We start from the raw sequence: 25,869 nt of genomic DNA on the forward strand, positions 1-25,869 counted from the left end.
CGGGCCCCAGCTCGTTGCTTTTCCGGGCCCGGTCGGCCCCTCCCGGATTCTTCCGGTACCCCACGGCCGTATCCCGCCCCGTGCCCACAACGGTTCCCGGTCGGGTGCACGGAAAATTCTCCTTTCCGCCATGCGGTGGAAATACGCCCGTCTCCCGGGCTTCGCTTTCGTTTTTCTCCGGCTCGTTCTTGCGATCCTGTGTGCGCTCACCGCTGCCGGGAATTCCTCGATACGTGCCGCATCGAGGAAGGTTCTGCATGAACCGCACAGCTCGTACGAACGACCGTTACCCCCGCGGCCGCAAGAGCGGCTCCGGCGCTTCCGGATCCGCCGGCTCCGGCCGTGGCTTCCGCGCGCAGGCCCAGGGCCGGCCGGGCGGTCCGCACCGCTCCGGGCGCAGGCCCGCACCGCAGGGCGAATTCGCCCCGCCCACCACCCTCACCCCGGCGCTCCCCCCGGTCACGGCCTTCGCCGACCTGGACCTGCCGGCCGAGCTGCTGACGACGCTCACCGGTCTCGGCGTGACCGAGCCGTTCCCGATCCAGGCGGCCACCCTGCCGAACTCGCTGGCCGGCCGGGACGTCCTCGGCCGGGGCCGCACCGGCTCGGGCAAGACCCTGGCCTTCGGCCTGGCGCTCCTGGTCCGCACCGCCGGGCTGCGCGCCGAGCCGCGGCAGCCGCTCGCCCTGGTCCTGGTGCCCACCCGCGAGCTGGCGCAGCAGGTCACCGACGCGCTCACCCCGTACGCCCGGGCCCTGAAGCTGCGCACGGCCACCGTGGTCGGCGGCATGTCGATCGGCCGCCAGGCGAGCGCCCTGCGCGGTGGCGCCGAGGTCGTCGTCGCGACCCCGGGCCGGCTCAAGGACCTCATCGAGCGCGGCGACTGCCGCCTGGACCGGGTCGGCATCACCGTCCTGGACGAGGCCGACCAGATGGCCGACATGGGCTTCATGCCGCAGGTCACCGCGCTCCTCGACCAGGTGCGCGCCGAGGGCCAGCGGATGCTGTTCTCCGCCACCCTGGACCGCAACGTGGACCTCCTGGTCCGCCGCTACCTGCACGACCCGGTGGTCCACTCGGTCGACCCCGCCGCGGGCGCGGTCACCACGATGGAACACCACGTGCTGCACGTGCACGGTGCCGACAAGTACGCCACCACCACGGAGATCGCCGCCCGCGAGGGCCGGACGATCATGTTCCTGGACACCAAGCACGCCGTGGACCAGCTGACCAAGCACCTGCTCCAGAGCGGTGTGCGCGCCGCGGCGCTGCACGGCGGCAAGTCCCAGCCCCAGCGCACCCGGACGCTCGCCCAGTTCAAGACCGGGCACGTCACGGTGCTGGTGGCCACCAACGTCGCGGCCCGCGGCATCCACGTCGACAACCTCGACCTGGTCGTGAACGTCGACCCGCCGAGCGACCACAAGGACTACCTGCACCGGGGCGGCCGTACCGCCCGCGCCGGTGAGTCCGGTGTCGTCGTCACGCTGGTCCTGCCCAACCAGCGCCGTGAGATGACCCGCCTGATGTCCGACGCCGGCATCACGCCGCGGACCGCCCAGGTGCGGTCCGGCGAGGCCGAGCTGGGCCGCATCACGGGTGCCCAGGCGCCCTCGGGCGTGCCCGTCACCATCGCCGCCCCCGCGGCGGACGGCCCGAAGCGCGGCACCTCCGCGTCCCGCGGCCGGCGCGGCGGGCCCGCCCGCGGCCGCCGTTCCGCCCCGTCCGCCAGGGGCCGCGCCGCCTGACCCGGCGGCACTCCGTACCCGTTCCTTCAACCCTGTTTGAGGCACTATGCGCTGCGTTATCGCCCGCTTCCCCTTCGACTTGGTCAAGAGTGAGGTGGAGCGCTCGATGAAGGGCGTCAAGCCCGAGCCCGTCACGGGCGAGTCCGTGATCATCGGCCGCCGCACCTACCCCGTCAAGCAGGTGGGGGAAGTGATCACCCGTCAGGACCGGCGTGACTTCACCGCCGCCGAGGTCACCCGGGCGCTCACCCGCCTCGGCTTCACCTGCCGTGCCGTCCCCGTGGCGGCCCCGGCGCCCGAGCCGACCTCGTACGAGACGGCGGCCGCGCTGCTGGGGACGCCTCCCGGCGAGTAGCCGGACCCGCGAATTCCCCCCTCCGGTCCTCAGGTTCCGGAGGGGGCTCGCAGGAATGTTCGTCGCCGATTTGTCAGGCTTGCCACTGTTTCGTTACGTGGACGCACCGCTCGTCGTTGACTGATCGAGCAGGGGTGCGGCGCCGCGCCGTCCACCCGCTCGGCCGAGCAGGAGTGCGGAAGGCGGTACGGCGGATGAACCTGCGGCAGTGGTGGTGGGCGGGAGCCGTCGCCGCGACGGGGGTGCTGCTCGCCGTGGTGGTCGCCGAGCACGGCCTCGAACTCGGCAACCAGGCGGCCTCGATCCTCGCCCTGCTGGTCTCCGTGGCGGGGCTCGGCCGGGAGACCGCGCGCGGCGCGGCGGACGAGGCGTCGGTGCACGGCCGCGCCGAGCACCTCGACCGGGCCGCCCGCGACCTGGCCGAGGCGGTCGGCGAGCAGTGGCGGGCGGAGTCCCGGCTGCGCCGCCTCCAGGACCCCGAGCCCCTGCCCGTCCACTGGACCCCGGCGGAGCCGCACCTGTCCGACCACTGGGCCAACGTCACCGCGGGCGCCGCCGATCCGCCCGACAGGTCCTCGGCGCTCCAGGGCCACCTCGGCCAGGTGGCCCGCACGTATGCCCGGGTGCCCTCCCGGCGCCTCGTGGTGCTGGGCGAACCCGGCGCGGGGAAGACGGTCCTGCTCCTCCAGCTCGCCCTCGACCTGCTGGCCGGGCGCGGGCCGGACGACCCGGTCCCGGTCGTCTTCGGACTCGGCACCTGGGACCCCCGCGCGCGGAGCCTCTCCGACTGGCTGGAGGAGCGGCTGATCGAGGGCTACCCGGCCACCGCCGCCCGGGACCCCGCGGGCGTCACCCGGGCCCGCCGGCTGCTCGAACTCGGCAGGGTGCTGCCGCTCCTCGACGGCCTGGACGAACTCCCGGCACCGCTGCGCCCGCAGGCCGTCCAGGCCCTGAACCGCGACCTCGGCCGCGGCGATCCGCTGGTGCTCACCTGCCGGACCCGCGACTACGCGGACACCGTGGCGACCGCCGACGTGATCACCTCCGCCGCCGTGATCGAACTGCGCCCGCTGTCGTGGGAGACCGTCGGCGCGTACCTCACCCGCACCGCGCCCCCGCGCCCGGGACGCACGGCGGAGACCGCGTGGGCGCCCGTCCTGCGCGAGGTGGAGCAGGACCCCAGGGACGCCGTCTGCCGCACGCTGCGCACGGTGCTCGGCAGCCCCCTGATGGTCGGTCTGGCGCGCGCCGTCCACAGCGAGGCGTCGAGTGACCCCCGGACGCTCCTGGAGCGGCGGTTCGCCGACCCGGCCGTACTGGAGGCGCACCTTCTCGACGGGTTCGTGCCCGCCGCCTACGGCGACCTCCCCGACGCCCCGGAGGCCCACGGCCCGGACGGGACGATCGCCCGCCTCGCCTTCCTCGCCCACCACATGCAGCGGCGCGGCACCCGCGACCTCGCCTGGTGGGAGCTGCCGCCCGGGACCCCGCGCGGCCTCGGCACGCTGACGAGGATCCTGCTGATACTGCCGGTCGCCCTGCTCGCCTCCTACCTGGTGGCCCCCGGCGCCGGCGGCGGGCTGCTCTGCCTGGAAGCCGCCGCCTTCGTCGCCGGCATGGGCGGTACCCACCGGCTGCTCTCGTACGTGACGGCTCCCGGCGCCGTACGGGACCGCCGGCGGCTGATGCCGCGGGTACTGGCGTGCGGCGCCGTGCTCGTCGCACTGGGCGCCCTCACCGGGGCGTTCCGCCCGCTCACCTACGAATCGGGGGAGTCCGGCTACTGGGACCCCCAGACCCATCCGACGAACCTCGTCCTGCAACTGGCGCTGCTCGGCGTCGCGAGCGCGACCCTCGTACGGGCCATGGGCATCTCGTACATCCCCACCGCCCTGTCCCGCGCCTTCCGGGCCTCCCCCCGGACCACGGCCGCGCAGCTGCGGCGCCTGCTGCGGATCGTCCCGGTGGCACTCGCCGCCGGACTGACGGCCGGTCTGGTGACCGGCGCCGTGTTCGGCGCCGCCCAGGCCGCCGTCACGGTCACCAGGGCCTCGGCCCACCACGGGCTGCCCGCCACCGGCACCCACCACGTCGCACCCGACCGCTCCCGCTACACCAGGACACCGGACGGCTGGCGCTACGGGCAGCGCCCGGACGGCACCCGGTACGTCGAGATCCCCCGGCCGGTCCGGGGCGCGCTGACGCGCGACGGCGACGGCGTGCCGCACCTGTGGGACGGGACGAGGCTGCGCGGCGGCGTCGAGCGGTGGGAGCGGCTGCTGCGTACCGAGGCCGTGGACTGCCCCCGGCCCTCCTCCCGTTGCACGCGGTACGCGGGCCGCATCAGGCTCCTGCTCTTCTCGAAGGGGTTCCGCGACGGCCGGGCGACCCACGTGGCCGGCACGGGCGTGCGGGAGTCCCCGGCGGTCGAGTGGTACCTGAGCCTGCCCGCCGTGCGGGAGGCGGGCGGGCCCGTACCGGCGGACCCGGACGCGTCGCCCGGCGAACTCGCCCCGACACCCGTGCGATTCGCCCCCGGCGGCCCGGTCCAGGAGTGGCAGGAACGCGCGCCGCGCCGCGTGCTGGCCGCGCACGCCGTGAACAACTCCGTCTGCGGCCAGCTGACCGTCGGCCTGGTCGTGGGCCTCGCGGCCGGCCTCCGCCGGTGGCTGTCCGCGCCGGCCGACGTCACCCGGGCCTCCAGCCCGGCGGGGAGCCTGCACGGCGACCGCAGGGCGGCGCTGATCCGCAGCCTCGTCGTCGCGGCGCTGACGGCCGTGTTCCTGATCTGGCACATCTGGCGCTACGGAGGGGTCCAGTCCGGCTATGTGCCGCTGGCGTTCGGGCTCTTCGACCGGGGCGTGGCCTTCGCCATGGCCCTGCCCGCCGGCCCGATCTGCCTCTATGTGACCGCGTGGGGCCGCTACATGACGGCGCGGGCCTGGCTGGCCGCGACCGGGCGGCTGCCCTGGCGGCTGATGGGCTTCCTGGCCGAGGCGCACGCGAGGGGGGTGCTGCGGCAGGTGGGGGCGGTGTACCAGTTCCGGCACGCGCGGTTGCAGGAACGGCTGGCGGCCGGGGGCACGGTGCGGGACATCCCGGGGGCGCGGGACGGGCGGACGGGGGACCGGAGGCCGAGCACGGTCGGGTGAGGAGGCCCGTGGATTCGCCCCGGCCCGCTCTTCCCGAACGGCCCGGGCCCCTTCTCCCCGGCTTCCCCGGGCTTTCCCGGACCGACCCGGCCTCCCCGGTCACCGCCGCGAAGTGCCCCCGGACTGTCCGGAGGCGGTGGCGACCGCCACGAACACCAGCAGGGCCACGACCGGTACCAGCGCCGCGCCGGAGCCCGGGCCGAGCTGGAGGACGGTCCCGCACAGGGCGCCGGTGAGCATCGCGGCGAGCGACACGAGCCGGCGCGTGGTGGCGGGGCCCGGCGGGTCGGCGGCGACGCCGGTGACGGCCCTGGTGAGGACCGTCGTGGTGAAGTCGGGGACGGCCAGCCGGAGGACGACGGCGTTCTGCATGCCCATGCCGACGGCGAGGAGGGCGGTGAGCGCCGTCCGGGCGCCGTCCGACCGGTGGCCCGCGACGAGGGCCACCGCCAGCGCGGCCGCGGCGAGCGCGGCATGGGCGCCGGTGGCGGTGGTGAACAGTCGCCCGGGGTCCGCGACCCGCCGGGCCAGCCGCCCGGTCGCCCACGCCCCGGCCATGAAGGTGGCGATGGCCAGCAGGGACGCCCCGGCCGACAGGTTCGCCGCACCGGCCAGGGCGAAGCCGAGGAAGACGACGTTCCCCGTCATGTTGGCGACGAAGACGTGGTCCAGGCCGAGATAGCTGACGGCGTCCACGACGCCGGTGACGACCGTCAGCAGGACGAGCGCGGCCGGCAGCGCGCCGTACTGGTTGGTGCCGTCGGGGAACAGCCGGTCGGCGGCCCGGCGCAGCGGGCCTTGCGTGCGGTTCATACCTTCTCTTCGGCGGGGACCCGGCGCGGCACGAGCCGGACGTCCGTATCCACCGGGACAGGGGAGGCGGGGAAGCCCCAGGGGGACGCCGGCCCCGTGACATCGTCCGCGTCGTGTATCGGGACGGTAACCGGCTGAGGCTCCCGCGGAGCCGGCTCCGTACAGGGGGACGACGGCGCCGGACCGGCCCGGGGCCACGACTGGGGGGATCTCACATGTTCCGCAAGCAGACCGCAGCGATCGTCACATCGGCCGCCCTCGGAGCCCTGCTGCTCACCGCGTGCGGCGGCGGCGACGGCAAGGACTCCTCGGCGCCGGCCACCGCGGCCGCCGCCCGGGGCGAGGCGAGTGCCGCCGGGCAGCCGGCCGGGCAGGACCTGAACTTCCTCAGCGGCACCGCCAGGAAGAACAACGCCCCGGCCATGACCGGCGACTGGGCCAACGAGCCGGGCAAGCCCGCGGTGAAGCCGGAGGCGACCCGGTGGGTGCAGCTCTCCGCGTCCAGGGCCGGGGCGCTCGACCCGGTGGTCGTCAACGGCGCGGGCTTCACCCTCTACCGGTTCGACAAGGACACGGCGAGCCCGTCGAAGTCCACGTGCAACGGCGCGTGCGCGGTCACCTGGCCGCCGGTCGTCGTCGCGCCCGGCGGCAAGATCTTCCTCGACGGGGTCGACAGGTCGAAGGTCGGCGTCGTCAAGCGGGACGACGGCACCCGCCAGGTCACGGTCGGCGGCTGGCCGGTCTACCGGTTCGACAAGGACACCAAGCCCGGTGACACCAAGGGGCAGGGCGTCGGCGGCACGTGGTTCGGCGTCACCCCGGAGGGCAAGAAGGCCGGTAAGGGGACCGGGGAGGCCGGCACAGGTCCCGCCTCCAGCGCCGTCCTGTTCGACGAGCGCGACTTCGGCGACCCGTCCCAGGGCCTGGCCGGCAAGGGCTGCCGGAACGTCGCGCGCGACAACGTCGCGTCGTCCCTCCAGGCCCGGGGCAGCCTCAAGATCTGGTCCGAGCGAAACTGCACGGGCAGGTCCAAGGTCGTCAGCGGCGACGTCCCCGACCTCGCCGCCCTCGGCTTCGACAACACCGTCTCCTCCGTCTTCTTCGGCTGAACCGGCCGGCCGCGCAGATCACCGGCCGCCGATCCCTGTCCCCGAACCCGCACGGAAGCGGGCCCGCCCGGGCGCACGTCACCCGGGCGGGCCCGCCGTGCTGCCGCGACACCACCCCGGCCGGTCCTCCGGACGGGGCGGCGGGGCGCCCGCTCAACCGAACGGACGATGCAATTCCGGGGGCGCGGTCCGTAGATTCGGGGAGTGGAAGACCGTGACCTCCCACAGTGCCCCCGACCCACCCGGCAGCGCCTGGCGCCGGTGGCGCTCTGCGCCGTGCTGTGCCTGCTCTGGTGCCTCGATCTGCTCACCAGTCTGCCGTTCCGCCCCTGGGTGGTGCTGGTGTGCGGACCGTCGTGGCGGGGCTGCTGCTGGCTCCGGGGCGGTTGTCGCCCGGGTGGCGGGCGGGGGCCGCGGCGGTGCTGTCCGGCGGGGTGACGGCCGGGCTCCTGTGTGCGGGGGACGGGGGGCGCCGGCCCGCGCCCCGGCGGCGGCCGGCTGCCGGCCGCCGACCTGTCCGTCGTCGGCCTCCCCGACGCCTGAGAGGCGTTTCCGGAGGAGCCGGTGGCTTCCACCGGCCGGGGCCGCGATCGCGGGATCCCGCCGGAAGGGCGAAAATGGTGGGACCTACCCTCCTTCACGGTCAAGGGAAGGGAGGGCCGCAATGGGCATATTCAGGTCGCCGGGACGGCTCAGGAACCTCCCGCCGGCCCAGGACGCCGCAGGGGAGAACCTTCCCGGCGAGCCGGAGATGCCCGGTCCGCAGGACCCCGAGCTGCACGCCTGGGTGGCCGACCGCCTCGAGGTTCTCGACAGACGCCGGGTCGGGCTCAAGGACAGGCGTTCCCGCAGGCTCATCGTCGGCGTCGTCCTGGTGGCCGTCGGGTGCCTGGCCGCCGTGGGCATGGTCATCCTCTATGCGAACCTCGACAAGGAGACGCGCCCCCTCACCATCCCGATCGCGCTGTACAGCCTGCTGGTCACGGCGCTGGGGGGCTTCATGCTGTCCTCCGCGGGTGAAGTGACGGTGGACATACAGAACATCGACGACGAGAAGGACCTCGTCGACTTCGAGCACCAGCCCGTGGACCTGTTCGCGTACAAGCTCTTCCGGCTGAACCAGCTACAGGTGAAGCGGCATCAGAGCCAGACCCTGTCGCAGGGGCGCATCATCTTTCTCTTCGGCCTGTTCTGCATCCTGTCGGGCTTCGTCATCATCGCGTACAGCCTCAAACAGGTCAGCGGGTCCGATGAGGCGGACACCTCGGCCAAATTGATCACCGGCGGGGTGGGCGCGGTCGCCGGCATCCTGACGAATTTCGTGGCGTACATCTTCCTGCGGATGTTCCAGGAGACCTCGAAGCGGCTGACGGCACAGCAGGACCGGCTGGTCACCACCCATTACCTGCACTTCGGCAATTACCTCGCCGCCAGGATCTCCAGGGACGACGCCCTGCGCAACGAGACCCTGAGCTGCATGGCCAAGTCCTTGGCCGGTTCGTGCAAGAGCAGGGAACCCGCCGGAGCGGAACCGCCGGGCGACGACCCGAAGGCGCCCCGCCCGTACCCGGCCCCGCCCGGACCTCCGGGCGACGCGGGGTGACGGACGGGCCCGGTGCCGGGAGCGGGCGCCGCTCCCGGGCGTCAGGGCCGGCAGGATCCGGGGAATGAACAGCGCACCGACCCGCGTACTGATCGCGGACGACCAGGAGATGGGAAGCCGACCGCGCCGCCGCGCAGCGCCCCGCAGGCCGGCCAGGAAACCGGCGGCGACGACCACCAGCGTCGCGGTGACGTAGTCGGTGAGCGCCGTCCGGCCGAGCGGGGCGAAGAAGGCGGCGAGAGCAGGATCCCGCAGAGCGCGAAGCCGCGCAGCGCGTCCAGCGCGTCGATCCGCTTCCGGGGCGGTGCGGGAACGGTGGCGGGGGCGCCGGGCGCGGCGCCGGCCCGGGTGCCGGCTGTGGGGGAGTGCGGCAACGGGGTCTCCTCGGCGGTACGGGCGTACCGCCTCACTCTCCGGTCCCGCCCGCCGTCCCCGCCTCGGCCGGGCGACGGGGCCGCCTCGTCCGAAAGTACGGTCGCGGGACCATCCCCGCAGAACGGCCAAGTGCCCTGAAACGGTCCCCATGGGGCAATCTGCGAAGATCGTCCCATGAACCTTCGGCTCCGCCCGCTCGCCAAGCACTGGCCCACCCTCGCACCGGTCCTGGCGGCCGTCGTGCTCGCCCTGACCTGGGGGCGCTCCTTGCCCACCGGGATGGTGGTCCTGGTCAGCTGCTGCCTGGCCGGCGCGGTGCTGTCCGCCGTACACCACGCGGAGGTGATCGCGCACCGGGTCGGCGAACCCTTCGGCTCGCTGGTCCTGGCCATCGCGGTGACCATCATCGAAGTGGCCCTCATCGTGACGCTGATGGCCGACGGCGGCGACAAGAGCAGCACGCTCGCCCGGGACACCGTCTTCGCCGCGGTGATGATCACCTGTAACGGCATCGTCGGCCTGTCGCTGCTGGTGGGGGCGCTCAAGCGGCGGGTCGCGGTGTTCAACGCCGAGGGCACCGGAGCGGCCTTCGGCACGGTGGCCACGCTCGCCGGTCTGAGCCTGGTCCTGCCGACCTTCACCACCAGCACCCCGGGGCCGCAGTTCTCCCCGGCCCAGCTCGTCTTCGCGGCCGTCGCCGCGCTGATCCTCTACGGGCTGTTCGTGGCCACCCAGACCGTCCGGCACCGCGACTACTTCCTGCCCGTGACCGCCGAGGGCGAGGTCATCGACACCGACGACCACGCCGACCCGCCGTCCGCCCGCGCCGCCCTGACCAGCCTCGGCCTCCTCGCCGTCGCGCTGATCGCCGTGGTCGGCCTGGCCAAGGGGGTCTCGCCGACCATCGAGTCCGGGGTGGCCGCCGCCGGGCTGCCCGCCTCCGTCGTCGGTGTCGTCATCGCGCTCCTGGTCCTCCTCCCCGAGACGATCGCGGCCGTGCGCGCCGCCCGCCGCGACCGCGTCCAGACCAGCCTCAACCTCGGCCTCGGCTCGGCCATGGCCAGCATCGGCCTGACCATCCCCGCCGTCGCGGTGGCCTCCGTCTGGCTGGAGGGCCCGCTCGTCCTCGGCCTCGGCGCGACCCACATGGTGCTGCTCACGCTCACGCTCGTCGTCGGCACCCTCACGGTCATCCCGGGGCGCGCCACCCCGCTCCAGGGCGGCGTGCACCTCTCCCTCCTGGCGGCCTACATCGTCCTGGCCGTCAGCCCCTGAGACCGCCGGCCGGGGCCGCCGGCCGCCCCGGGAGGCCCCGGGAGGCCCCGCGATACCGTGTGCGCCATGGAGATCTGGATCAATCCCGCCTGTTCGAAGTGCCGCAGCGCGGTCGGTCTGCTGGACGCGGAAGGCGCGGCGTACACCGTGCGCCGCTACCTGGAGGACGTGCCGGACGAGGACGAGATCCGGGCCGTGCTCGGCCGGCTCGGGCTGGAGCCGTGGGACATCACACGCACCCAGGAGGCCGAGGCCAAGGAGCTCGGCCTCAGGAACTGGGCGCGCGACGCGTCGGCGCGGGACCGCTGGGTCGCCGCGCTGGCCGCCCACCCCCGGCTGATCCAGCGCCCCCTCATCACGGCGGACGACGGCTCGGCCGTGGTCGGCCGCACGGAGGAGGCGGTGCGCGAGGCGCTGGAGAGGTCGGCGCGAGGCTGACGACGACCCCCTCGGAGGGCCCGTACGGCACAGGCCGTACGGGCCCTCCGGCCGGGGATCGCCCGGGAGCTACGCCACCCACCGGTCGAAGAACGACCCCACGAGCCCCCGCACCAGCGGCACCGACTCCGCCGGCCCCATGGCCCCCACCAGCCGCACCCGGTCCTCCCTCGTCATGAGCCCCGCCTCGTGCAGCCGCGCCACCACCGCCCCGAAATCCGTGAACACCCAGTGCCCGGCCCTGTCGATCCGCCGCCGCCGGACGTGGCCCCCCGGGTGGGCCGCCACGGCCGACCAGGACCGCTCCAGGGCCTCCTTGTCGTCGAAGCCGTCGGTTCCCACCAGGAGCAGCGGCCGGTCCACCCCGTACCGCGCGACCGGGAACAACTCACCCGCCCGGCCGGGCGCCTGCGGAGGGTGGTCCAGATACCCCTCCATGCCGACCGCCGCCCTGATGCGGCGGTCCTCGTACAGCGCCTGGGCCACGGCCGTGCCCCCGGCCGAGTGCCCGTACGCGCCCACCCGCCGGAGGTCCAGCGCCCGGCCGAGACCGGCCGGCAGCGGCCGCCCCGCCACGTCCGGATTCCCTCCCGCCGCCAGGATCCCCAGCTGGTCCAGGACGAACCGGAGGTCCGCGACGCGGGTGCCGATCGCCGTCCGGAAGAGGCCTGGGTCCCGCCGCGGGTCCCCTTCGAAGACGGTCGTACGGACCTTCTTCCGCCACACCGTCCGGGCCGGGAAGTCGACCACGCTCGCGTCGCCGGGGTGGTCGACGGTCACCACGACCCGGCCCCGGCTCGCCAGCTCCTCCGCGAGCCCGGTGCCCAGCGTGCGCGGGTCGGCGCCGCCCGGGCTGTGGAGCAGCACCGGGTGCCGTCCGGGCAGCGCGGGCGCGCCCGTGTGCGCGTGGGTCAGGGTGCCCGCCCAGTCCACCCCGGCCGCCGGCAGCCCGGGGTGCACGGCGGGGCCGATCTCCGCGAACCCGGCCGCGGCGTCCGCGGTCATCTGGTGTGCCACCGGGTGGCCGTGGACGTCGCGGGCCGGGTAGAAGACCGTCACCATCAGCTCCCGGAACGGGATCCCGGGCACCCACGGGTCGCGCCTGCGCCTGTCGACCAGGTGCAGCGTGGTGACCCCGAGCGGGTACGGGCCGCTCGGCGCCGGCAGCCGCGGGACGAGGCCGGCCGTGGCGCGGTCCCGCGCGCCCGCGCCGCCCGCGCCCGTCACCACCAGCGCGGCACCCAGGACGGCCGCCTTCGCGACCGTACGCCGGCCCACCCCGGCGGCACCCTCGCGCCCGCCCGCGCCGAACTCTCCCGGAAACATGCCGATCCTCCTCGCGCCGCTGTGACGCCGGTCCTTGTACCGGACGCCGGCCCCCTGAATGAATGACGGGGGCATGACCTGAATGCTGGTGCGGGAGGGAAGCGCGGGCGATCCTTCAGGCCCTGCCCGAAACGATGGCGCGGCGCCGGCGGGGAGCGTAGTGATCCGGATCCATCTCACGGCCGAGGACTTCGCCCGGGTCCGGTTCGCGGCCCGGCCGGCGCCCTTGCAGGAGCTGAACGCGGCGCTCAGCATGCTGTTCGACGGTGGCGACGCGCTGCTCTTCGACCGCTGGCGGCGGCGCCTGTTCCACTCCCTCCCGGCCGCCGCCGAGCCGTTCGGCGACCTGGTGCCCGGACGGGAGGCCCCCGCCTTCGTCGACGTGTTCGCCGACTCGCTCCAGGAGGGCCTCGAAAGCGTCCGCGCCGCACCGCCGGACCTGGTGCGGAGCGAGATCGAGCGGGTGTACGCAGGGCGCGCGCCCGCCCCGCCGTGGGTCCGTGAGCTGCACCGGGGCGACGCCGGCGCGTGGCGGATCCTCCACCGGGCGCAGCGCGCGGCCTTCGAGACGGTGCTGCGCCCCGTGTGGCCCCTGGTGCAGGACCTGCACCACGCGGAGTTCACGCGGCACGCCCTGACCGTGGCCGAGCACGGGGCCGGGTCCGCGCTGGTCGCGCTCGTCCCCGGCACCCGGCTGCGCGGGGCGGTCTGGGAGTGGGCGGCGCCCGGGGAGCGGGACGTCCGGCCGGGCGGCCGGGGCGTACTGCTCCTGCCGACCTTCCACTGGACCGGCCGTCCCCTGCTCTCCGACCTGCCCGGCCGTCCCGTCGTCGTGACCTATCCGGCCGGTCCGGGCCTGCCGCTGACGCCGGCCGGGCCGGGCGGCGCCGGTGACGCGCTCGCCGGGGTGCTCGGGCGGACCCGCGCCGACGCCCTGCTCCTGCTGGAGGAGGAGCACACCACCGGCGCGCTCGCCCGCCGCCTCCGCGTCAGCGCCGCCACCGCGTCCGCCCACGCCGCCGCGCTGCGCGGGGCCGGGCTGATCACCACGGTCCGGGCCGGACGGGCGGTGCTGCACCGCCGTACCGCACTGGGGAGCCTGCTGGTCCGGCGGGGCGACGGAGCGGGGAACGGGCGGGCCTGACCGGCGGTAATGGCATGCTCACAGCGGTAATGGCGAGTCCGGTCGCGTTTGGATCCGTCACTCGAATTACCGTACGATGACCGGCGTCGCTATTGCGTCCTCGGCGATCTCGTCGCCGACGGGCGGGGAAAATCGCCCGCGCGAATTCCCCGGGCCCGTCACGCAAATCCCGGTGTGTGCTCCCGGGGGCCCGATGTCGGCAAAGCCGACGGGGCCGGTATTCAGCGCGGGTGGCTGAACTCACTCAGTACTCACTCAGTCCGAAAAGGCGCCGTCGGTCGGCGCGAGCCAATGCAACAGGTGTGGCAGCCGCACGACCGGAGGGTCGCTCCAGGCTGCCTCCAGACCTTGTCTCCCGGCAGAACGGAAAGCACGTCGTGGATCTGAGCGCGGCCAATCGAAAAGGCCTCAGCCTCTTCGCCCTGATCATGATCGGGCTGGGGTCCATCTTCGGCTCCGGCTGGCTCTTCGGAGCCGGTCAGGCCGCTCAGGTCGCGGGCCCCGCCGCCCTGGTCGCCTGGGTGATCGGCGCGGTCTTCATCGGCATGATCGCCATGTCGTACGCCGAGGTGGGCGCCGCCTACCCGCTGCCGGGGGCCATGGCCAGGTTCGGCTCCATCTCGCACGGCCCGGTGCTGGGCTTCATCACCGGCTGGGCGGTGTGGATCGCGACGGCCTCCCTGATCCCCATCGAGTCCATCGCCGGCACCCAGTACATGGCCTCCTGGAACTTCGGCTGGGCCAAGGGCCTGGTCGCCGACGGCCGCCTCACCGGCACCGGCATGGCGACGGCCCTCGTCCTGACCGTCGCGCTCTGGCTGGCCTGCTACTGGTCGGTCGCGCTGCTGGCCCGCGCCAACAACCTCCTGACCCTGGTCAAGTTCGCCATCCCGGTCCTCGCGGTCGGCGCGCTCATCGCCTCCGGCTTCCACACCGAGAACTTCACCGCGCACGGCGGCTTCGCCCCCAACGGCTGGTCCGCCGTGCTCACCGCCGTCACCGCCTCGGGCGTCGTCTTCGCCTTCAACGGCTTCCAGGCCGTCGTCAACCTCGGCGGCGCCGCCAAGGACCCGGGCCGCGCCATCCCGCGGGCCCTCGTCGGCGCGCTCGTCCTCGGCCTGGTGATCTACCTCGCCCTCCAGGTCGCCTTCCTCGGCGCCGTCCCGCCGGAGCGGCTCGCCGAGGCCGGCGGGTGGAGCGGCATCAACTTCGCGTCCCCCTTCGCGGACCTCGCCAAGCTGCTGATGCTGCACTGGGTCGTCACGATGCTCCAGTTCGGCGCCTTCATCTCGCCGTCCGGCGCCAACATCGGCAATGTCGCCTCGGCCGCCTACCTGGCCCAGAACCTCGCCGAGACCGGCTTCTTCCCCAAGAAGATCGCCGAGGTGCACCCCCGCTACGGCGTCGCCCGGCCCGCCATGTGGCTGAACCTCGGCTTCTCCGTGCTGCTGCTCCTCACCATCGGCCACAGCTGGGAGGCGCTGGCCAGCGTCGTCTCCGCCGCGATGGTCGTCTCCTACCTCATGGGCCCCATCGCCGTCGGCGTCTTCCGGCAGACCAAGCCCCACCTCCCCCGCCCCTTCCGCCTTCCCGCGGCCAAGGTGCTCTGCCCCCTCACCTTCGCCTTCGCGGCCTGCGCCCTGTACTGGTCCAAGTGGCCCAACACCGGCAAGGTCGCCCTCCTCACCCTCATCTCCGTGCCCATCGCCGCCCTGGTGCTGCGCCGCAAGGGCGAGACCGACCTGCGGCGGCAGTTCGCCCCGGCCTGGTGGATGGTCGGCTTCCTGCTGTGGATGTCCCTGCTGTCGGCCCTCGGCAGCGAGGAGTTCGGCGGCCACGGGGTGATCCCGGGCGGCGTCGACACGGCGCTGGTCGGGCTGTCGGCCCTGGGCTTCTACTTCTGGGCGGTACGGGCTGGAGTGCGGGCGCATGAGGCGGGGCTGCCGGGTCCGGATCCGCTTGAGGCGGGGGAGCCTGCGGCTCAGGCCGACATCCCTCACCAGGGCAGCCCTGCCGGGGTCACGGTCTCCTAGGGGTCGGGCCGGGCGGGCTTTTTCCCCGGCCCCGCCCCTTCCCGAAACCGGGGGCTTCGCCCCCGGACCCCCTTTCCGCGCTGACGCGCGGTGTCCTCAAACGCCGGACGGGCTGAAGTCAGCCCGTCCGGGGGCACCTCCCAGCGGTAGCTGGGGGAGTTCGAGGACCGGGGTCCGGGGCGGAGCCCCGCACGCGGCGGAGCCGCACATCGGATACAGCGGGAAGGGGCGGGGCGGGGCGGGGAACAAGCCGCCCGCAGGGCGCACCCCGGCCCGCCCGCCGGCCGCCAAGGCCGCTGTGGCAGGCTGCCCCTCAGAAGATCCCGAGGGTCAGGCCCCCGGGCCGGAGCACCAGGAAGCGCGGCGAAACGCACATGTCGAACCCACGGGCCACCGCCTCCGCCGTCCACCGCGAGGCCGTCGCCGCCGAGACCGCCAGGTTCGTGGCGGCGGTCAAGGGCGCGGACCTGACCCTCCCGGTGCCCGGCTGCCCGGGCTGGACGCTCGCCGACCTCGTCAAGCACACCGGCAGCGTGCAGCGCTGGTTCTCCGCACTCCTGCGCCGGCGGGTCCAGGAGCCGCCGCGGAGCCGCGACGTGGAACTGCGGCTGCCGGCGAGTGAGGACGGCTACCCGGACTGGCTGGCGGACAGCGCCGCCGAGGCCGCGAGCGCCTTCGACGGCCTCGACCCGGACGCGCCCATGTGGGCCTGGGGAGCCGACCAGCACGCCAGGTTCTGGATCCGGCGGATGCTGATCGAGACGCTGGTCCACCGCACCGACGCGGAACGCGCCCTCGGCCTCCGGTCCGGGATCGACCGTGACCTCGCCACCGACGCCGTCGACGAGTTCCTCGTCAACCTGCCCCACGCCGCGTTCTTCGCCCCCAAGGTGGCGGACCTCCGCGGCGACGGCGAGACCCTGCGCTTCCGGTGCGCCGACACCGACGGGGACTGGCTCGTCCGCCTCCGCCCCGACGGCTTCGGCGTGGAGGCCGCGGGCCGGGAACCGGAGGGGACCGGCGCCGACGTGTCCGTCCGGGCGGCAGCCGCGGACCTGCTGCTGTTCCTGTACGGGCGCCTCGGCCACGACTCGGACGCCTTCCGGGTGGACGGGGACGAGGAACTGCTCGCGCGCTGGACCGCGAACTCCGCCTTCTGAGGGCGAGCGCCCCGTCAGCGACCGGCCACCAGGACGTTGATCAGGGCCCCGTGGCCGTACATGCTGACGATGCCGCTCTCGCCCGAGGCGAAGTAACGGACCAGGCATCCCGCCGGCTTCCCGGCGACGACGTACGGGCCGAGGAGCGGGGCGATCGTCGTGGGACGGGTGCCGGACCCCGTCCCGTCGGTCACCAGCGCCGCGCACCGCCCCGCCTCCACGTACTCCTGGGCGACGCTGTCCTCCTCACGCAGCGCCCGCCCGACGGCGCGCTCCCACACGACGGGGTCGGTGGACGGCCCCAGGAGCACGCCGTCGCCGCACATGCCGACGGCCTTCTTGAGCACGAAGCACGGCCGCCGGCGCACCAGCAGCTCGCCGAGGTCGTGGTCCCGGCCGCGCCAGGCGACGCGGCGTTCGCGGACGACCCTGGTCCAGGGGAGGTAGCGGCGGACCAGCTCCCGCTCGGCGCCCGTCATCCAGGGCAGTCCCTCCGAGACCCACCCGAGGACCTTCTTGTTGGAGATCAGGAAGGCGGTCTGCGGCGCCAGGAAGAGGCACCCGGCGTCGAGCGCCCGGCGCACCGGAGCCAGGTCGATGCCGTGCTCGCGCCACTCGGTGACCGTGAAGTGCCGCAGGCCCAGGGGGAACCGGAAGCGGCCGTCGGGGTCGTACGCCCGGTCCAGCTCCTCCGGTTCGAGGAACTCGGCCCGGAAGCCGTGCCGCCGCAGGTGGCCGATCTCGACGTCGAAGTAGCGGGCGCTGCCCACCCCGGGCAGGTCACGGACGGTGCCCAGCAGGGCGACGGCCCGGGGCAGCCCCAGCTCCTCGCAGACGGCGGCGAAGAGCCTGCGGCGGGCGCCGAACAGCGAAGGGCCGTCGAAGGGCGCGCGGTCACCGCCGGCGCCGCCGTGCACCCGGCGCCAGGCCCGCGTCATCATGTGCGTGTGGACGGCGCCGCCGACCGCCCCGCCGACGTTGAACTCCAGGAACCGCGGACCGTCTTCCCCGATCACCGCGTCGGGGCGGGCCATGCAGCCGCAGTAGCGCTCCTCCAGCCGGTCGTCGACGAACAAAGGATGCAGCGACTCGTCCACGCCCAGCGCGGCCATCCGGTGCCGCGCCGTGGGCCCGCTCGCCAGCAGGGCCCGGCGGAGGAGGTCCAGCAGCCGCGCGGCCGCCCCGTACAGCTCCGCGGCGCCGCGGGCGGGGACGACCAGCGGCCGGGCCGACACCAGCTCCTCGTGGAAGCCCAGGTCGCGCATCTCCTCGCGGAGGACGTCGCGGACGCCGGCCGCGCCGAGCCGGGCGGGGACGTCCACCGCGTACGAGCCGAACCAGGGGTGGTGCTCGGTCATGGTCTTTCCCTCTCAGGCGGGCCCGGGCTCCCGCACGTCCCGCAGGAAGGCGTCCAGCGGGACGTGGCGGGCGCGGCGGACGCCCGGGCACCGCCAGGCCAGGTCGGTGCGCGGCGGCCGGTCCGCGTCGTGGAAGTACAGGGCCTCGAAGCCGTCGTCGCCGCAGGCGATGACCGGGTTCGCCACCAGCAGGTCCCGCACCCGAGGGGTGTCCCGCCCGACGCGCAGCACCAGCCGTTTGCCGCCGAAGTGGTCGTCCGGCAGCCGGCACTCCGGGTGGAACCGCTGTTTGAACTGGAAGATCCCCTTGCTGAGGAAGGGCTCGCAGCCGGACAGGTCGACGTGGTCGAAGCCGTGCGCGTCCGCCCACTCCAGCGTGAAGTGCGTCAGCGCCCGTACCGCGCCGTCGGCGTAGTACCGTTCGGCGCCGTCGAGGACGCCGAGCAGCCGCATCGTCAGGACGCGGTGGTGCCGGCCGCGGGCGCACAGCACCCCGGCCACCCGGGTGCCGTCCTCGACCAGGAAGAAGAGGATCCCCTTCCGGAAGAGGCATTCGTAGGCGAGGGCCGCGGACAGGCTGCGGGTCGCCTCCCCGTGCCGGCGGCGCATGGTGGGCAGGTGCATCCGCTCGTAGAAGTGGTCGAAGGCGTGCGGGCCGGTGCCGGTCTCCCACGTCCACCCCCGCGCGGCGCGGCCGGCGCGGAAGGTACGGCTCTCGCGCGCGGAGATCCGGGCGCGCAGGGCCCCGGGCCCGGCACCGACCGGGACGACGAGCCGCACGCGGAACGGCAGCACGACCGTGGCCGGCCCCGGCACGGGCACGCGCCGGGCCGGGAGCCCGGACAGCCGGATGTCCACGGGCGCGGAGTGCCGTGCGCCGGGCCGCGTCGCCACGGTGTCCACGCCCCGCTGCCGGAGGAACGCCAGGATGTGACGCGACCCGTCACCCAGCCCCGTGTAGCACAGCCGCACCGGGCCGTCCGGCGGTGAGCAGGCCGTGAAGGGGCGCCGGGCGCCGTCCCACCGGACGCGGACGGCCGCCAGCCGGGGACCGGTGTCCCACGCGTACCGCGCCCGCAGCACCGCGCGGTACGGGGCCGCCGACCTGGCCGGGGCGGGCGCCGGAGGACGGCGGGGGCCGGGGAGGCCGGGCGCCGTCATCGCGCGCCCGGACCTTCGCCGGGGGACCGGTGACGGTAGACGGACACGCACCCCGGGCTGTCCGGGCTCATCGGCGAGCCCTGCCAGTCGGCCGTGCGGGCCAGCGGCACCAGCCCCGCCGCCGCGGCCAGCAGGTCCAGCTCACCGGGCCATACGTAGCGGATGACCGACCGGTACGAGACGACGCCGCCGTCCGTGACGGCCACGGTGCGCCGTTCCATCACCTGCGTCACCGGGTCGCAGTCGACGACGGAGAAGCGGAACCGGTCCTCCCCGGTGTGGAAGTGCCGGACGGAGACCCCGGGGGAGACGTCGGCGGGCATCTGGTGGTCGACGACGACCCGCCCGCCGGGTGCCAGATGGCGGGCGGCGACGGCGAGGCACGCGGCCTGCCGGGCCTGGTCGGGGAGGCAGAAGAGGCTGTTGAAGACGGAGTAGACGAGGGTGAAGCGGCGGCCCAGGTCGCAGTCGGCCATGTCCGCGAGCACCGTGCGCACCAGGTGCCCGCCGGGTTTGCCGCGCAGCCGGCGCAGCATCTCCGGTGAGCTGTCCACGCCGTGGACGCGGACGCCGCGCCGGGCGAGAGGTATGGCCACGCGGCCGGTACCGACGCCCAGTTCGAGTGCTTCGCCGCCGCCCGCGAGGCGTGCCAGGGCCGCCACGGCCGCGGCCCCGTCGGCGAACTCCGGGGGATACCAGTCGTCGTAGACCTCGCCGAAGGTCCGGCCGTAGTCACCGATGCCGTGTCCGTCCGGCTCCCGGCCGGTCCTCTCGTCCGCTTCCACGTCCGCTTCCTTCTCCGCCGGTGCCTTCCGCCGTGGGTCGTGCGGCCCGGGGCGCCGTCAGCCGTTCCCCCGGACCGCTAGGGATCCGCGGCCCGGAGCCGTTCGAGGCGCGGGAGCGCGGCCGCCACGACCTCCTCGAAGGCGGCGGCGTCCCCGGCGAACACCCCCGACGGCCTGGGCCGGTGGAGGACCAGGTCGGTGAAGCCCAGCGCGGCGCACTCCCCGGCGAAGCCGAGCAGCCGGTCCACGGAGTCCGTGAGGCCGGGGACCAGCCGGCTGCCGAGGACCATGCGGCCGGCCTCCGCGGGCGCGCGGCCCACCTGTGCGCAGGCCTCCCGGAACAGGGCGGACTGCCGGGCCAGGAGCGGCAGCACCTCGGCCGCGGGGAGCTCGCCGGGCCCGGCGGCCGTGCCGTGGGTCACCCACGCCCACCCGTACCGCGCCGCCAGGCGCATGCCGCGCGGCCCGGTCGCCGCGATCGCGAGGGGGACGCGGGGGCGCTGCACACAGCCGGGCACCGTACGGGCGCCCCGGGCGGTGTAGACGGGGCCCTCGTGGTCGGTGCGCTCCTGGCTCAGCAGCCGGTCGGTCAGGGCGACGAACTCCTCGAAGCGGGCGGCCCGGCGGGCGGGGGAGAGCGGTGGGCCGCCGAGCGCCCGGGTGTCGGGGCCGTCCGCCCCGGCGCCGAGCCCCGCGACGATCCTGCCGTCCGCGACGTGGTCGAGCGTCATGAGTTCCTTGGCCAGCACCACCGGATGCCGGAAGTTCGGGGTGGCCACCAGGGGGCCCAGCCGGATGCGGGTGGTGACCGCGGCGACCGCGGCCAGCAGCGGGACGGCACCGAACCACGGCGCGTCGCGCAGCGAGCGCCAGGACAGGTGGTCGTAGGTCCAGGCGTGGTCGAAGCCGAGCTCCTCGGCGCGCAGCCAGTGCCGGCGGGCCTCCGGCCAGGGGTGTTCGGGAAGGATCACGATCCCGGTCCGCATCCTCGCCGCCTCCTTCCGCCCGGGTCCCTCGCGTCTCCCGCATCCCCGCCGCGCCCTCCCTAACGCGCCGCCGCGGCCGCGTGGAGCGCGTCGGCGACGTCCGTGACGCTCCCGACGGGCCGGAGCGCGGCGGCCGGCAGCGGCGCGAAGTCGTCGGCCGTGTAGGAGCCGGAGCCGTGCACGACGACCTCGTCGGCCTCGACCAGGCCGCGCTCGACGGCGAGCAGGGTGCCCGTCACCACCATGACCAGCGACCACTCGCGCAGCCGCGCCGGGTCGGACGGCAGCTGGATCCCGGCGGGCGCCACCAGGGCGCGGACCCGCGCGTACCGCGCGAGGCACTCGTGCCGTGAGACGACCAGGCCCCCGCCTCCCTGGGTCCGGACGATCTCGCTCATCGCGGGGGCCGTGGCGGGCGTCTTCGTGTAGAAGGTGGGGTCGATCGACTCCGACGGGTCGTCGGCGGCGGCGGGGAAGCGCGGGTTCGCGGCCTGGGTGAAGAGCCCGCTCCCGCGGTCCAGGCCGTACGCCGGGAGCCCGCCGTCGCGGTGCAGGCCGAGCACCATGTCGGGGGTGGCGAGGTGCTGGACGAGGAGGTAGCCGGGCGACGGGCGGGCGGCGCCGGAGCCGATCTTCTCCCGGGCGAGGAGCCTGGTGCCGAGGTGGTGGCCGAGGAGCCCGAAGGCGCTGGACACCGCGTGGGAGTGCCAGCGGACGCGGCCGTCCCGCGGCGGCAGGTACTCGTCCTCGAAGTAGGCCCGTACGGTGTCCGCGGCGCGGTAGTTGTCGAGGTCGAGGGTGTGCCAGACGCGGACGCCGGTCAGGTGCCGGATCCGGGCCGCGGCGTCCCCGGCGGCCTCGCCCGCCAGGGCCTTGACGGCCGCGCCGGAACCGGCGTGCACCAGCACCGGATTGCGGCGGCGCAGCTCCGGGTCGTCGGAGAGCCGGGACCGCCACACCTTGTGGGCGGACTCCTCGGGGACCACGCAGGCGACGCGCAGCCCGTCGCGGGTGACCAGGCCGTGGTCCACGGCGCGCAGGACGGCGTCGCGCAGGGCCGTGGCCTTGTTCGCGGAGGACGGGGTGAGGAGCATCAGACGCTCCCCGGTCTCCCGCACGTGGTGCGCGGCGCGCGCCACGATGACCAGTGAGGCCATGGTCTTCGTCGTTCTCGTGCCGGGGTTGCGCATGAGGTCCAGCAGGGTGAGCCGCACCCCGTGGTGCTCGCCCGCCTCGGTCGCCGCCAGACCGGATACGGACACGTACGCACGGAACCGGTCGGTCGGGGGAGTCAGCAGGGGGCCCGGGGAGAAGTCCTTCCGGGCGTCGGCGCGGCGGCTCTCCGCCACCCGGTGGAGCGCCGTCTGGACGCGGTCGTAGTAGTGGGTGAGCGCATTGTCCAGAACCGACGGCCCGCGTGCTCCCATCGGTCCCTCCCGTACCGCCGGACCCCGTGGGCCGGCTCACCGGAACGTCCTTGAGCATGTCCGATGACCCATGCTAGACCCCGTAATGTCCCTGTCCGGGGGTTACGGAGAAGCTGGTGAGATCTGGCCGGAAAACAGTCATCTGCCCGGAAAAGCCGGTCTCCCTTCCCGGCGGCCGACGCACACTGGCGGAGTGAGTCGCTCATCCGGACGGCCCGCCCCGCCGTCGCCACCCTCCGCACCCGTTCCCCCGTCCGCGCCTGCTCCGCTGCGCGACCGGAACTTCCAACTCCTGTCCTGGGCCCGGACAGTGTCCGTCCTCGGCAACGGATTCGCCCGCGTGGCCCTGGCGTTCGCCGTGCTCGGCCTGCCCGGCGCCACCCCGGGGAAGCTCTCCCTGGTACTGGCCTGCCAGATGCTTCCCCAGCTGCTCTTCGTCCTGGCCGGCGGCGTCATAGCGGACCGAATACCCCGCGTGCGCCTCATGGTCGTCGCCGAGTCCACCGGCGCACTCGCCTACGCCGGCCTCGCCGTCATGACCCTGACCGGACACGCGCCGCTCCCCGCCATGGCCCTGCTCGCCGCGACGGCCGGGACGGCCACCGCGCTCTTCTCCCCGGCGATGACCGCCGTGGTCCCGGAGATCGTCGCCCGCGACCGGCTGACGGAGGCCAACGCCCTGCTGCGGATGGGCACCAACGTCGCCATGGTGCTCGGCCTGGCGCTGTCCGGGGCGGTCGTCGCCCGGGTGGGGGCGGGCTGGGCGCTGGCCCTCGACGCCCTGTCGTTCCTCGCGAGCGCCGTGCTGATCGCCGGCGTCCGGCCGGTCCGGGCCCACCGCCGGCGCGGCGGATCCGGCTGGGCCGACCTCCGGGAGGGCTGGCGCGAGTTCACCTCACGGCAGTGGCTGTGGGTGGTGGTGGCCCAGTACGCCTTCGTCGTCGCGGCCGTCAACGCCACGGTGGGCGTCCTGGGCCCGCTGGCGAGCGGGCGGAGCCCCGCCGGGGCGCGGGAGTGGTCCCTCGTCGTCGCCGCGCAGGCGGTGGGCACGCTCGTGGGCGCCGCCATGGCGGTCCGGCTCCGCGCGCGCCGCCCCGTCCTCGTCGCCGTGCTGGCCACCTTCCCGGCGGCGGCGCCCATGGTGCTGCTGGGCGTGGCCGCCCCGGTCTGGGCGACGGCGGTGGCGGCCTTCGCCGCGGGCGTCTCGGGTGACGTCTTCGGGGTCCTGTGGGCGACGACGCTGCAACGCGAGGTGCCCGCCGACGCCCTCTCCCGGGTCAGCGCCTACGACTGGTTCGGCTCCCTCGCCTTCGCCCCGCTCGGCCTGCTGGTGGCCGGTCCGGTCGCCGCGGCGACCGGACCCCGGACCGCCCTGCTGGGCTGCGCCGGCCTCGTCGTCCTCGCCACCTCGGCGGCCCTGCTCTCCCCGCGGGTGCGCCGGTTCCCGTCCGGGCGGCGGGCGGTGCGGGCATGATCCACCCGTCGGCCGGCCGGTGGTGCCGGTGCGGTTGGATGGGTCCATGCACACGACCGAGGTATGCCCCGCCCTGTCCCGGACCGATCTGATGGCCCCTCCGGTGGCCGCCGCCCTCGGCGGCTGGAGCGAGCGGGCCGCCGCCCAGGTGGAGGTCGCGGCCATCGACCCCGCGCTCTCCGACACGGTCGAGTTCTGCGAGGCGTACGGCGTGGCCCTGGCGGACTCCGCCAACTGCGTGGTCGTCGCCGCCAAGCGGGGCGGGACGACGAGCTACGCGGCCTGTGTCGTCCCCGCCACCGGCCGCGCCGACGTCAACGGCCTGGTGCGGCGCCACCTCGACGCCCGCAAGGTGTCGTTCGCGCCCATGGACACCGTGCTGTCGGCCACCGGCATGGAGTACGGCGGCATCACCCCGGTCGGGCTCCCGGCGGGCTGGCCGATCCTGGTGGACGCCGCGGTCGCCGCCCACCCCAGGCTGGTGGTGGGCTCCGGGATCCGGGGCTCCAAGCTCTGGGTCCCCGGCCCGCTGCTCGCCGGGCTGCCGGGCGCCCAGGTCCTCCCGGGGCTCGGCCTGCCGGTCGGATAGGCCACGGCGCCGGCCCGGGTACGCCGAAGGCCGGCCGCCCTCCCCTTTGCGGGAGGGCGGCCGGCCTTCGTGGCGAGCGGCGGGCCTCAGCGCGCCGCGGCCGCCCGCTGCTGGAGGTACCCGATCAGGGCCAGGGCCAGTGCGAGGCCGCCCGTGGAGTACAGCTGGACGCGGGTGTCGGACTCCAGGCCCATCAGGACGAGCGCGCCGGCCACACCGGCCAGCGTCACCCAGGTCAGATACGGGAAGGCCCACATCCGCACCACGAGCTGCTCGGGCGCCTCGCGCTCGGTCCGGCGGCGCAGCAGCAGCTGCGAGGCGGCGATGAAGCCCCAGACGATCAGCACCACGCCGCCGACCATGTTCAGCAGCCAGGCGAAGACCGTGGTGGGCCACCAGTACGACAGCAGGACGGCGAAGAAGCCGAACGCGGACGACGCCAGCACCGCGCGGCGCGGCACCCCGCCGGAGACCTTGGCCAGGGCCTTCGGCCCCTGACCGCGCGAGACCAGCGAGTAGGCCATGCGCGAGGAGCCGTAGATGTTGGCGTTCATCGCCGACAGCAGCGCGATCAGGACCACCACGTTCATGATCTGGCCGCCGGCGGGGACGCCGAGCCGGTCGAGGACGGCCGCGTACGGGCCGTCCGCCGTGACGGCCCCGTCGTTCCACGGGATCAGCGTGACGATCACCAGCATCGAGCCGACGTAGACGATGCCGATCCGCCACATCGTCGTCCTCACGGCCTTCGCCACACCGCTGACCGGGTTCTCGGACTCGGCGGCCGCGATGGTCACCGTCTCCAGGCCGCCGTACGCGGCGAGGGAGGCCAGGAGCCCGATGAGCAGCCCGTCCATGCCGTTGGGCAGGAAGCCGCCGTCGTGCAGCAGGTGCGCGGACCCCGGCGAGTCGCTGCCGGGCAGCACGCCCATGACCGCGAGCACGCCCAGGACCAGGAAGGCCGCGATGGCGGCGATCTTCAGCGCGGCGAACCAGAACTCGAACTCGCCGAAGTTGGAGACCGCGGCCAGGTTGCTGCCGCAGAAGAAGGCCATGAAGATCAGGACCCACATCCAGGACGGGGTGCCCGGCAGCCAGCCCTGGACGATGTGCGCCGCGCCGATCGCCTCGATCGCCACGCCCACCACGAGCAGGGTCCAGAACATCCAGCCGGCGGTGAAGCCCGCCCACCGTCCGATCGCGCGGTCGGCGTGAACGGAGAAGGAGCCCGAGACCGGGTTCGCGGCGGACATCTCACCGAGCATGCGCATCACGAACATCACGAGCAGCCCGGATACGGCGTAGGCCAGCACGATCGACGGGCCGGCCGCGGCGATGCCGGCGCCGGAGCCCACGAAGAGGCCCGCGCCGATGACACCGCCGAGGGCGATCATCGAAAGGTGCCGCTGCTTGAGTCCGTTCGACAGCGGGGTGCCCTGCTGCGGAGCGGTCTCGGTCGGCGGGGGAGGGGACGGGACTGTCCGGCTCATGGTCGTACCTGTCCAATATGCGAGATCGGGGGTTACGAGTATGGGCAAGCGGGCGAAGACTCGATCCG

21 protein-coding genes are annotated in these 25,869 nt (G+C 74.7%); 13 read left to right on the forward strand and 8 right to left on the reverse strand.

Translation table 11 applies throughout. From position 1 onward, the window contains the following. Window positions 1–257 precede the first annotated feature (257 nt). The 3 genes from SMD11_RS30980 (at window position 258) to SMD11_RS30990 (ending at window position 5,255) form a co-directional block, all read left to right on the forward strand. Window positions 258–1,748, forward strand: coding sequence for a DEAD/DEAH box helicase (locus SMD11_RS30980; RefSeq protein ID WP_087929593.1), 1,491 nt, complete (start codon window positions 258–260; stop codon window positions 1,746–1,748). A 46-nt stretch (window positions 1,749–1,794) separates the two neighbouring features. Next, complete coding sequence (locus SMD11_RS30985) at window positions 1,795–2,103, forward strand: SCO5918 family protein (RefSeq protein WP_087929594.1); 309 nt, start codon at window positions 1,795–1,797, stop codon at window positions 2,101–2,103. 194 nt (window positions 2,104–2,297) lie between these two features. After that, window positions 2,298–5,255, forward strand: coding sequence for an NACHT domain-containing protein (locus SMD11_RS30990; RefSeq protein WP_087929595.1), 2,958 nt, complete (start codon window positions 2,298–2,300; stop codon window positions 5,253–5,255). Window positions 5,256–5,354: 99 nt separating this feature from the next. Here the strand turns inward: SMD11_RS30990 and SMD11_RS30995 are convergent, their stop codons facing one another. Continuing rightward, a complete protein-coding gene (locus SMD11_RS30995) occupies window positions 5,355–6,068 on the reverse strand; it encodes a YoaK family protein (RefSeq protein WP_087929596.1) in 714 nt (237 codons plus the stop codon). Window positions 6,069–6,283: 215 nt separating this feature from the next. Here SMD11_RS30995 and SMD11_RS31000 point away from each other — a divergent pair, with 215 nt between their 5' ends. The 5 genes from SMD11_RS31000 to SMD11_RS31015 all read left to right on the forward strand — a co-directional run bounded on the left by SMD11_RS31000 (window position 6,284) and on the right by SMD11_RS31015 (window position 10,868). Continuing rightward, window positions 6,284–7,177 (forward strand): hypothetical protein, encoded by an 894-nt coding sequence (locus SMD11_RS31000; RefSeq protein ID WP_087929597.1) that lies wholly within the window; start codon window positions 6,284–6,286, stop codon window positions 7,175–7,177. 664 nt (window positions 7,178–7,841) lie between these two features. After that, the gene (locus SMD11_RS31005) at window positions 7,842–8,780 is read left to right on the forward strand and encodes a TRADD-N-associated membrane domain-containing protein (RefSeq protein ID WP_087929598.1); all 939 of its coding nucleotides are present in this window, start codon (window positions 7,842–7,844) and stop codon (window positions 8,778–8,780) included. 64 nt (window positions 8,781–8,844) lie between these two features. Continuing rightward, window positions 8,845–8,976, forward strand: a complete 132-nt coding sequence (locus SMD11_RS36925) for a hypothetical protein (protein WP_267896873.1) — start codon at window positions 8,845–8,847, stop codon at window positions 8,974–8,976. Window positions 8,977–9,329: 353 nt separating this feature from the next. Beyond that, on the forward strand, window positions 9,330–10,430 hold the full coding sequence (locus tag SMD11_RS31010) for a calcium:proton antiporter (RefSeq protein ID WP_087929599.1): 1,101 nt from the start codon (window positions 9,330–9,332) through the stop codon (window positions 10,428–10,430). 66 nt (window positions 10,431–10,496) lie between these two features. Continuing rightward, window positions 10,497–10,868 (forward strand): arsenate reductase family protein, encoded by a 372-nt coding sequence (locus tag SMD11_RS31015; RefSeq protein WP_087929600.1) that lies wholly within the window; start codon window positions 10,497–10,499, stop codon window positions 10,866–10,868. Between the two features lie 69 nt (window positions 10,869–10,937). Here the strand turns inward: SMD11_RS31015 and SMD11_RS31020 are convergent, their stop codons facing one another. Continuing rightward, on the reverse strand, window positions 10,938–12,194 hold the full coding sequence (locus SMD11_RS31020; protein WP_199843992.1) for an alpha/beta hydrolase family protein: 1,257 nt from the start codon (window positions 12,192–12,194) through the stop codon (window positions 10,938–10,940). A 160-nt stretch (window positions 12,195–12,354) separates the two neighbouring features. On the opposite strand from SMD11_RS31020, the gene SMD11_RS31025 reads away from it, so the two are divergent. The 3 genes from SMD11_RS31025 (at window position 12,355) to SMD11_RS31035 (ending at window position 16,531) form a co-directional block, all read left to right on the forward strand. Next, window positions 12,355–13,338, forward strand: coding sequence for a helix-turn-helix domain-containing protein (locus SMD11_RS31025; protein ID WP_087929601.1), 984 nt, complete (start codon window positions 12,355–12,357; stop codon window positions 13,336–13,338). A gap of 377 nt (window positions 13,339–13,715) precedes the next feature. Next, window positions 13,716–15,371 carry an APC family permease gene (locus tag SMD11_RS31030; RefSeq protein ID WP_087929602.1) on the forward strand — a complete coding sequence of 552 codons (1,656 nt, stop codon included), beginning with the start codon at window positions 13,716–13,718 and terminating at the stop codon, window positions 15,369–15,371. A 374-nt stretch (window positions 15,372–15,745) separates the two neighbouring features. Beyond that, complete coding sequence (locus tag SMD11_RS31035; protein WP_087929603.1) at window positions 15,746–16,531, forward strand: maleylpyruvate isomerase family mycothiol-dependent enzyme; 786 nt, start codon at window positions 15,746–15,748, stop codon at window positions 16,529–16,531. Window positions 16,532–16,545: 14 nt separating this feature from the next. On the opposite strand, the gene SMD11_RS31040 is transcribed toward SMD11_RS31035, so the two are convergent. The 5 genes from SMD11_RS31040 to SMD11_RS31060 form a co-directional block, all read right to left on the reverse strand. Next, window positions 16,546–17,889: a hypothetical protein gene (locus tag SMD11_RS31040; protein ID WP_087929604.1), complete on the reverse strand. Its 1,344-nt coding sequence runs from the start codon at window positions 17,887–17,889 to the stop codon at window positions 16,546–16,548. 12 nt (window positions 17,890–17,901) lie between these two features. Continuing rightward, a complete protein-coding gene (locus tag SMD11_RS31045; RefSeq protein ID WP_087929605.1) occupies window positions 17,902–19,050 on the reverse strand; it encodes a GNAT family N-acetyltransferase in 1,149 nt (382 codons plus the stop codon). Then, complete coding sequence (locus SMD11_RS31050) at window positions 19,047–19,835, reverse strand: class I SAM-dependent methyltransferase (protein WP_087929606.1); 789 nt, start codon at window positions 19,833–19,835, stop codon at window positions 19,047–19,049. Before SMD11_RS31050 ends, SMD11_RS31045 begins: the two co-directional genes overlap by 4 nt. Before the next feature lie 77 nt (window positions 19,836–19,912). After that, a complete protein-coding gene (locus SMD11_RS31055; RefSeq protein ID WP_087929607.1) occupies window positions 19,913–20,821 on the reverse strand; it encodes an LLM class flavin-dependent oxidoreductase in 909 nt (302 codons plus the stop codon). 59 nt (window positions 20,822–20,880) lie between these two features. Next, window positions 20,881–22,248, reverse strand: a complete 1,368-nt coding sequence (locus SMD11_RS31060) for a DUF6002 family protein (RefSeq protein WP_087929608.1) — start codon at window positions 22,246–22,248, stop codon at window positions 20,881–20,883. Window positions 22,249–22,441: 193 nt separating this feature from the next. On the opposite strand from SMD11_RS31060, the gene SMD11_RS31065 reads away from it, so the two are divergent. Together SMD11_RS31065 and SMD11_RS31070 are read left to right on the forward strand one after the other, a co-directional pair. Next, the gene (locus SMD11_RS31065) at window positions 22,442–23,722 is read left to right on the forward strand and encodes an MFS transporter (RefSeq protein ID WP_234366241.1); all 1,281 of its coding nucleotides are present in this window, start codon (window positions 22,442–22,444) and stop codon (window positions 23,720–23,722) included. Between the two features lie 46 nt (window positions 23,723–23,768). Next, window positions 23,769–24,311 carry a YbaK/EbsC family protein gene (locus SMD11_RS31070; RefSeq protein ID WP_087929610.1) on the forward strand — a complete coding sequence of 181 codons (543 nt, stop codon included), beginning with the start codon at window positions 23,769–23,771 and terminating at the stop codon, window positions 24,309–24,311. An 86-nt stretch (window positions 24,312–24,397) separates the two neighbouring features. Here the strand turns inward: SMD11_RS31070 and SMD11_RS31075 are convergent, their stop codons facing one another. Further along, window positions 24,398–25,801, reverse strand: a complete 1,404-nt coding sequence (locus SMD11_RS31075; protein ID WP_087929611.1) for an amino acid permease — start codon at window positions 25,799–25,801, stop codon at window positions 24,398–24,400. Between the last annotated feature and the right edge of the window lie 68 nt (window positions 25,802–25,869).

It is taken from the genome of Streptomyces albireticuli, assembly GCF_002192455.1.
Lineage (GTDB): Bacteria > Actinomycetota > Actinomycetes > Streptomycetales > Streptomycetaceae > Streptomyces > Streptomyces albireticuli_B.

Excerpts from the sequence above, each read along its gene's own strand:
- SMD11_RS31000 (WP_087929597.1), top strand. The coding sequence starts at position 6,284 with ATGTTCCGCAAGCAGACCGCAGCGATCGTCACATCGGCCGCCCTCGGA.
- SMD11_RS31015 (WP_087929600.1), top strand. The coding sequence starts at position 10,497 with ATGGAGATCTGGATCAATCCCGCCTGTTCGAAGTGCCGCAGCGCGGTC.
- SMD11_RS31020 (WP_199843992.1), bottom strand. The coding sequence starts at position 12,194 with ATGTTTCCGGGAGAGTTCGGCGCGGGCGGGCGCGAGGGTGCCGCCGGG.
- SMD11_RS31045 (WP_087929605.1), bottom strand. The coding sequence starts at position 19,050 with ATGACGGCGCCCGGCCTCCCCGGCCCCCGCCGTCCTCCGGCGCCCGCC.
- SMD11_RS31060 (WP_087929608.1), bottom strand. The coding sequence starts at position 22,248 with ATGGGAGCACGCGGGCCGTCGGTTCTGGACAATGCGCTCACCCACTAC.
- SMD11_RS30995 (WP_087929596.1), bottom strand. The coding sequence starts at position 6,068 with ATGAACCGCACGCAAGGCCCGCTGCGCCGGGCCGCCGACCGGCTGTTC.
- SMD11_RS31055 (WP_087929607.1), bottom strand. The coding sequence starts at position 20,821 with ATGCGGACCGGGATCGTGATCCTTCCCGAACACCCCTGGCCGGAGGCC.
- SMD11_RS30980 (WP_087929593.1), top strand. The coding sequence starts at position 258 with ATGAACCGCACAGCTCGTACGAACGACCGTTACCCCCGCGGCCGCAAG.
- SMD11_RS31075 (WP_087929611.1), bottom strand. The coding sequence starts at position 25,801 with ATGAGCCGGACAGTCCCGTCCCCTCCCCCGCCGACCGAGACCGCTCCG.
- SMD11_RS31035 (WP_087929603.1), top strand. The coding sequence starts at position 15,746 with ATGTCGAACCCACGGGCCACCGCCTCCGCCGTCCACCGCGAGGCCGTC.
- SMD11_RS36925 (WP_267896873.1), top strand. The coding sequence starts at position 8,845 with ATGAACAGCGCACCGACCCGCGTACTGATCGCGGACGACCAGGAGATG.
- SMD11_RS31070 (WP_087929610.1), top strand. The coding sequence starts at position 23,769 with ATGCACACGACCGAGGTATGCCCCGCCCTGTCCCGGACCGATCTGATG.
- SMD11_RS31010 (WP_087929599.1), top strand. The coding sequence starts at position 9,330 with ATGAACCTTCGGCTCCGCCCGCTCGCCAAGCACTGGCCCACCCTCGCA.
- SMD11_RS31040 (WP_087929604.1), bottom strand. The coding sequence starts at position 17,889 with ATGACCGAGCACCACCCCTGGTTCGGCTCGTACGCGGTGGACGTCCCC.
- SMD11_RS30985 (WP_087929594.1), top strand. The coding sequence starts at position 1,795 with ATGCGCTGCGTTATCGCCCGCTTCCCCTTCGACTTGGTCAAGAGTGAG.
- SMD11_RS30990 (WP_087929595.1), top strand. The coding sequence starts at position 2,298 with ATGAACCTGCGGCAGTGGTGGTGGGCGGGAGCCGTCGCCGCGACGGGG.
- SMD11_RS31005 (WP_087929598.1), top strand. The coding sequence starts at position 7,842 with ATGGGCATATTCAGGTCGCCGGGACGGCTCAGGAACCTCCCGCCGGCC.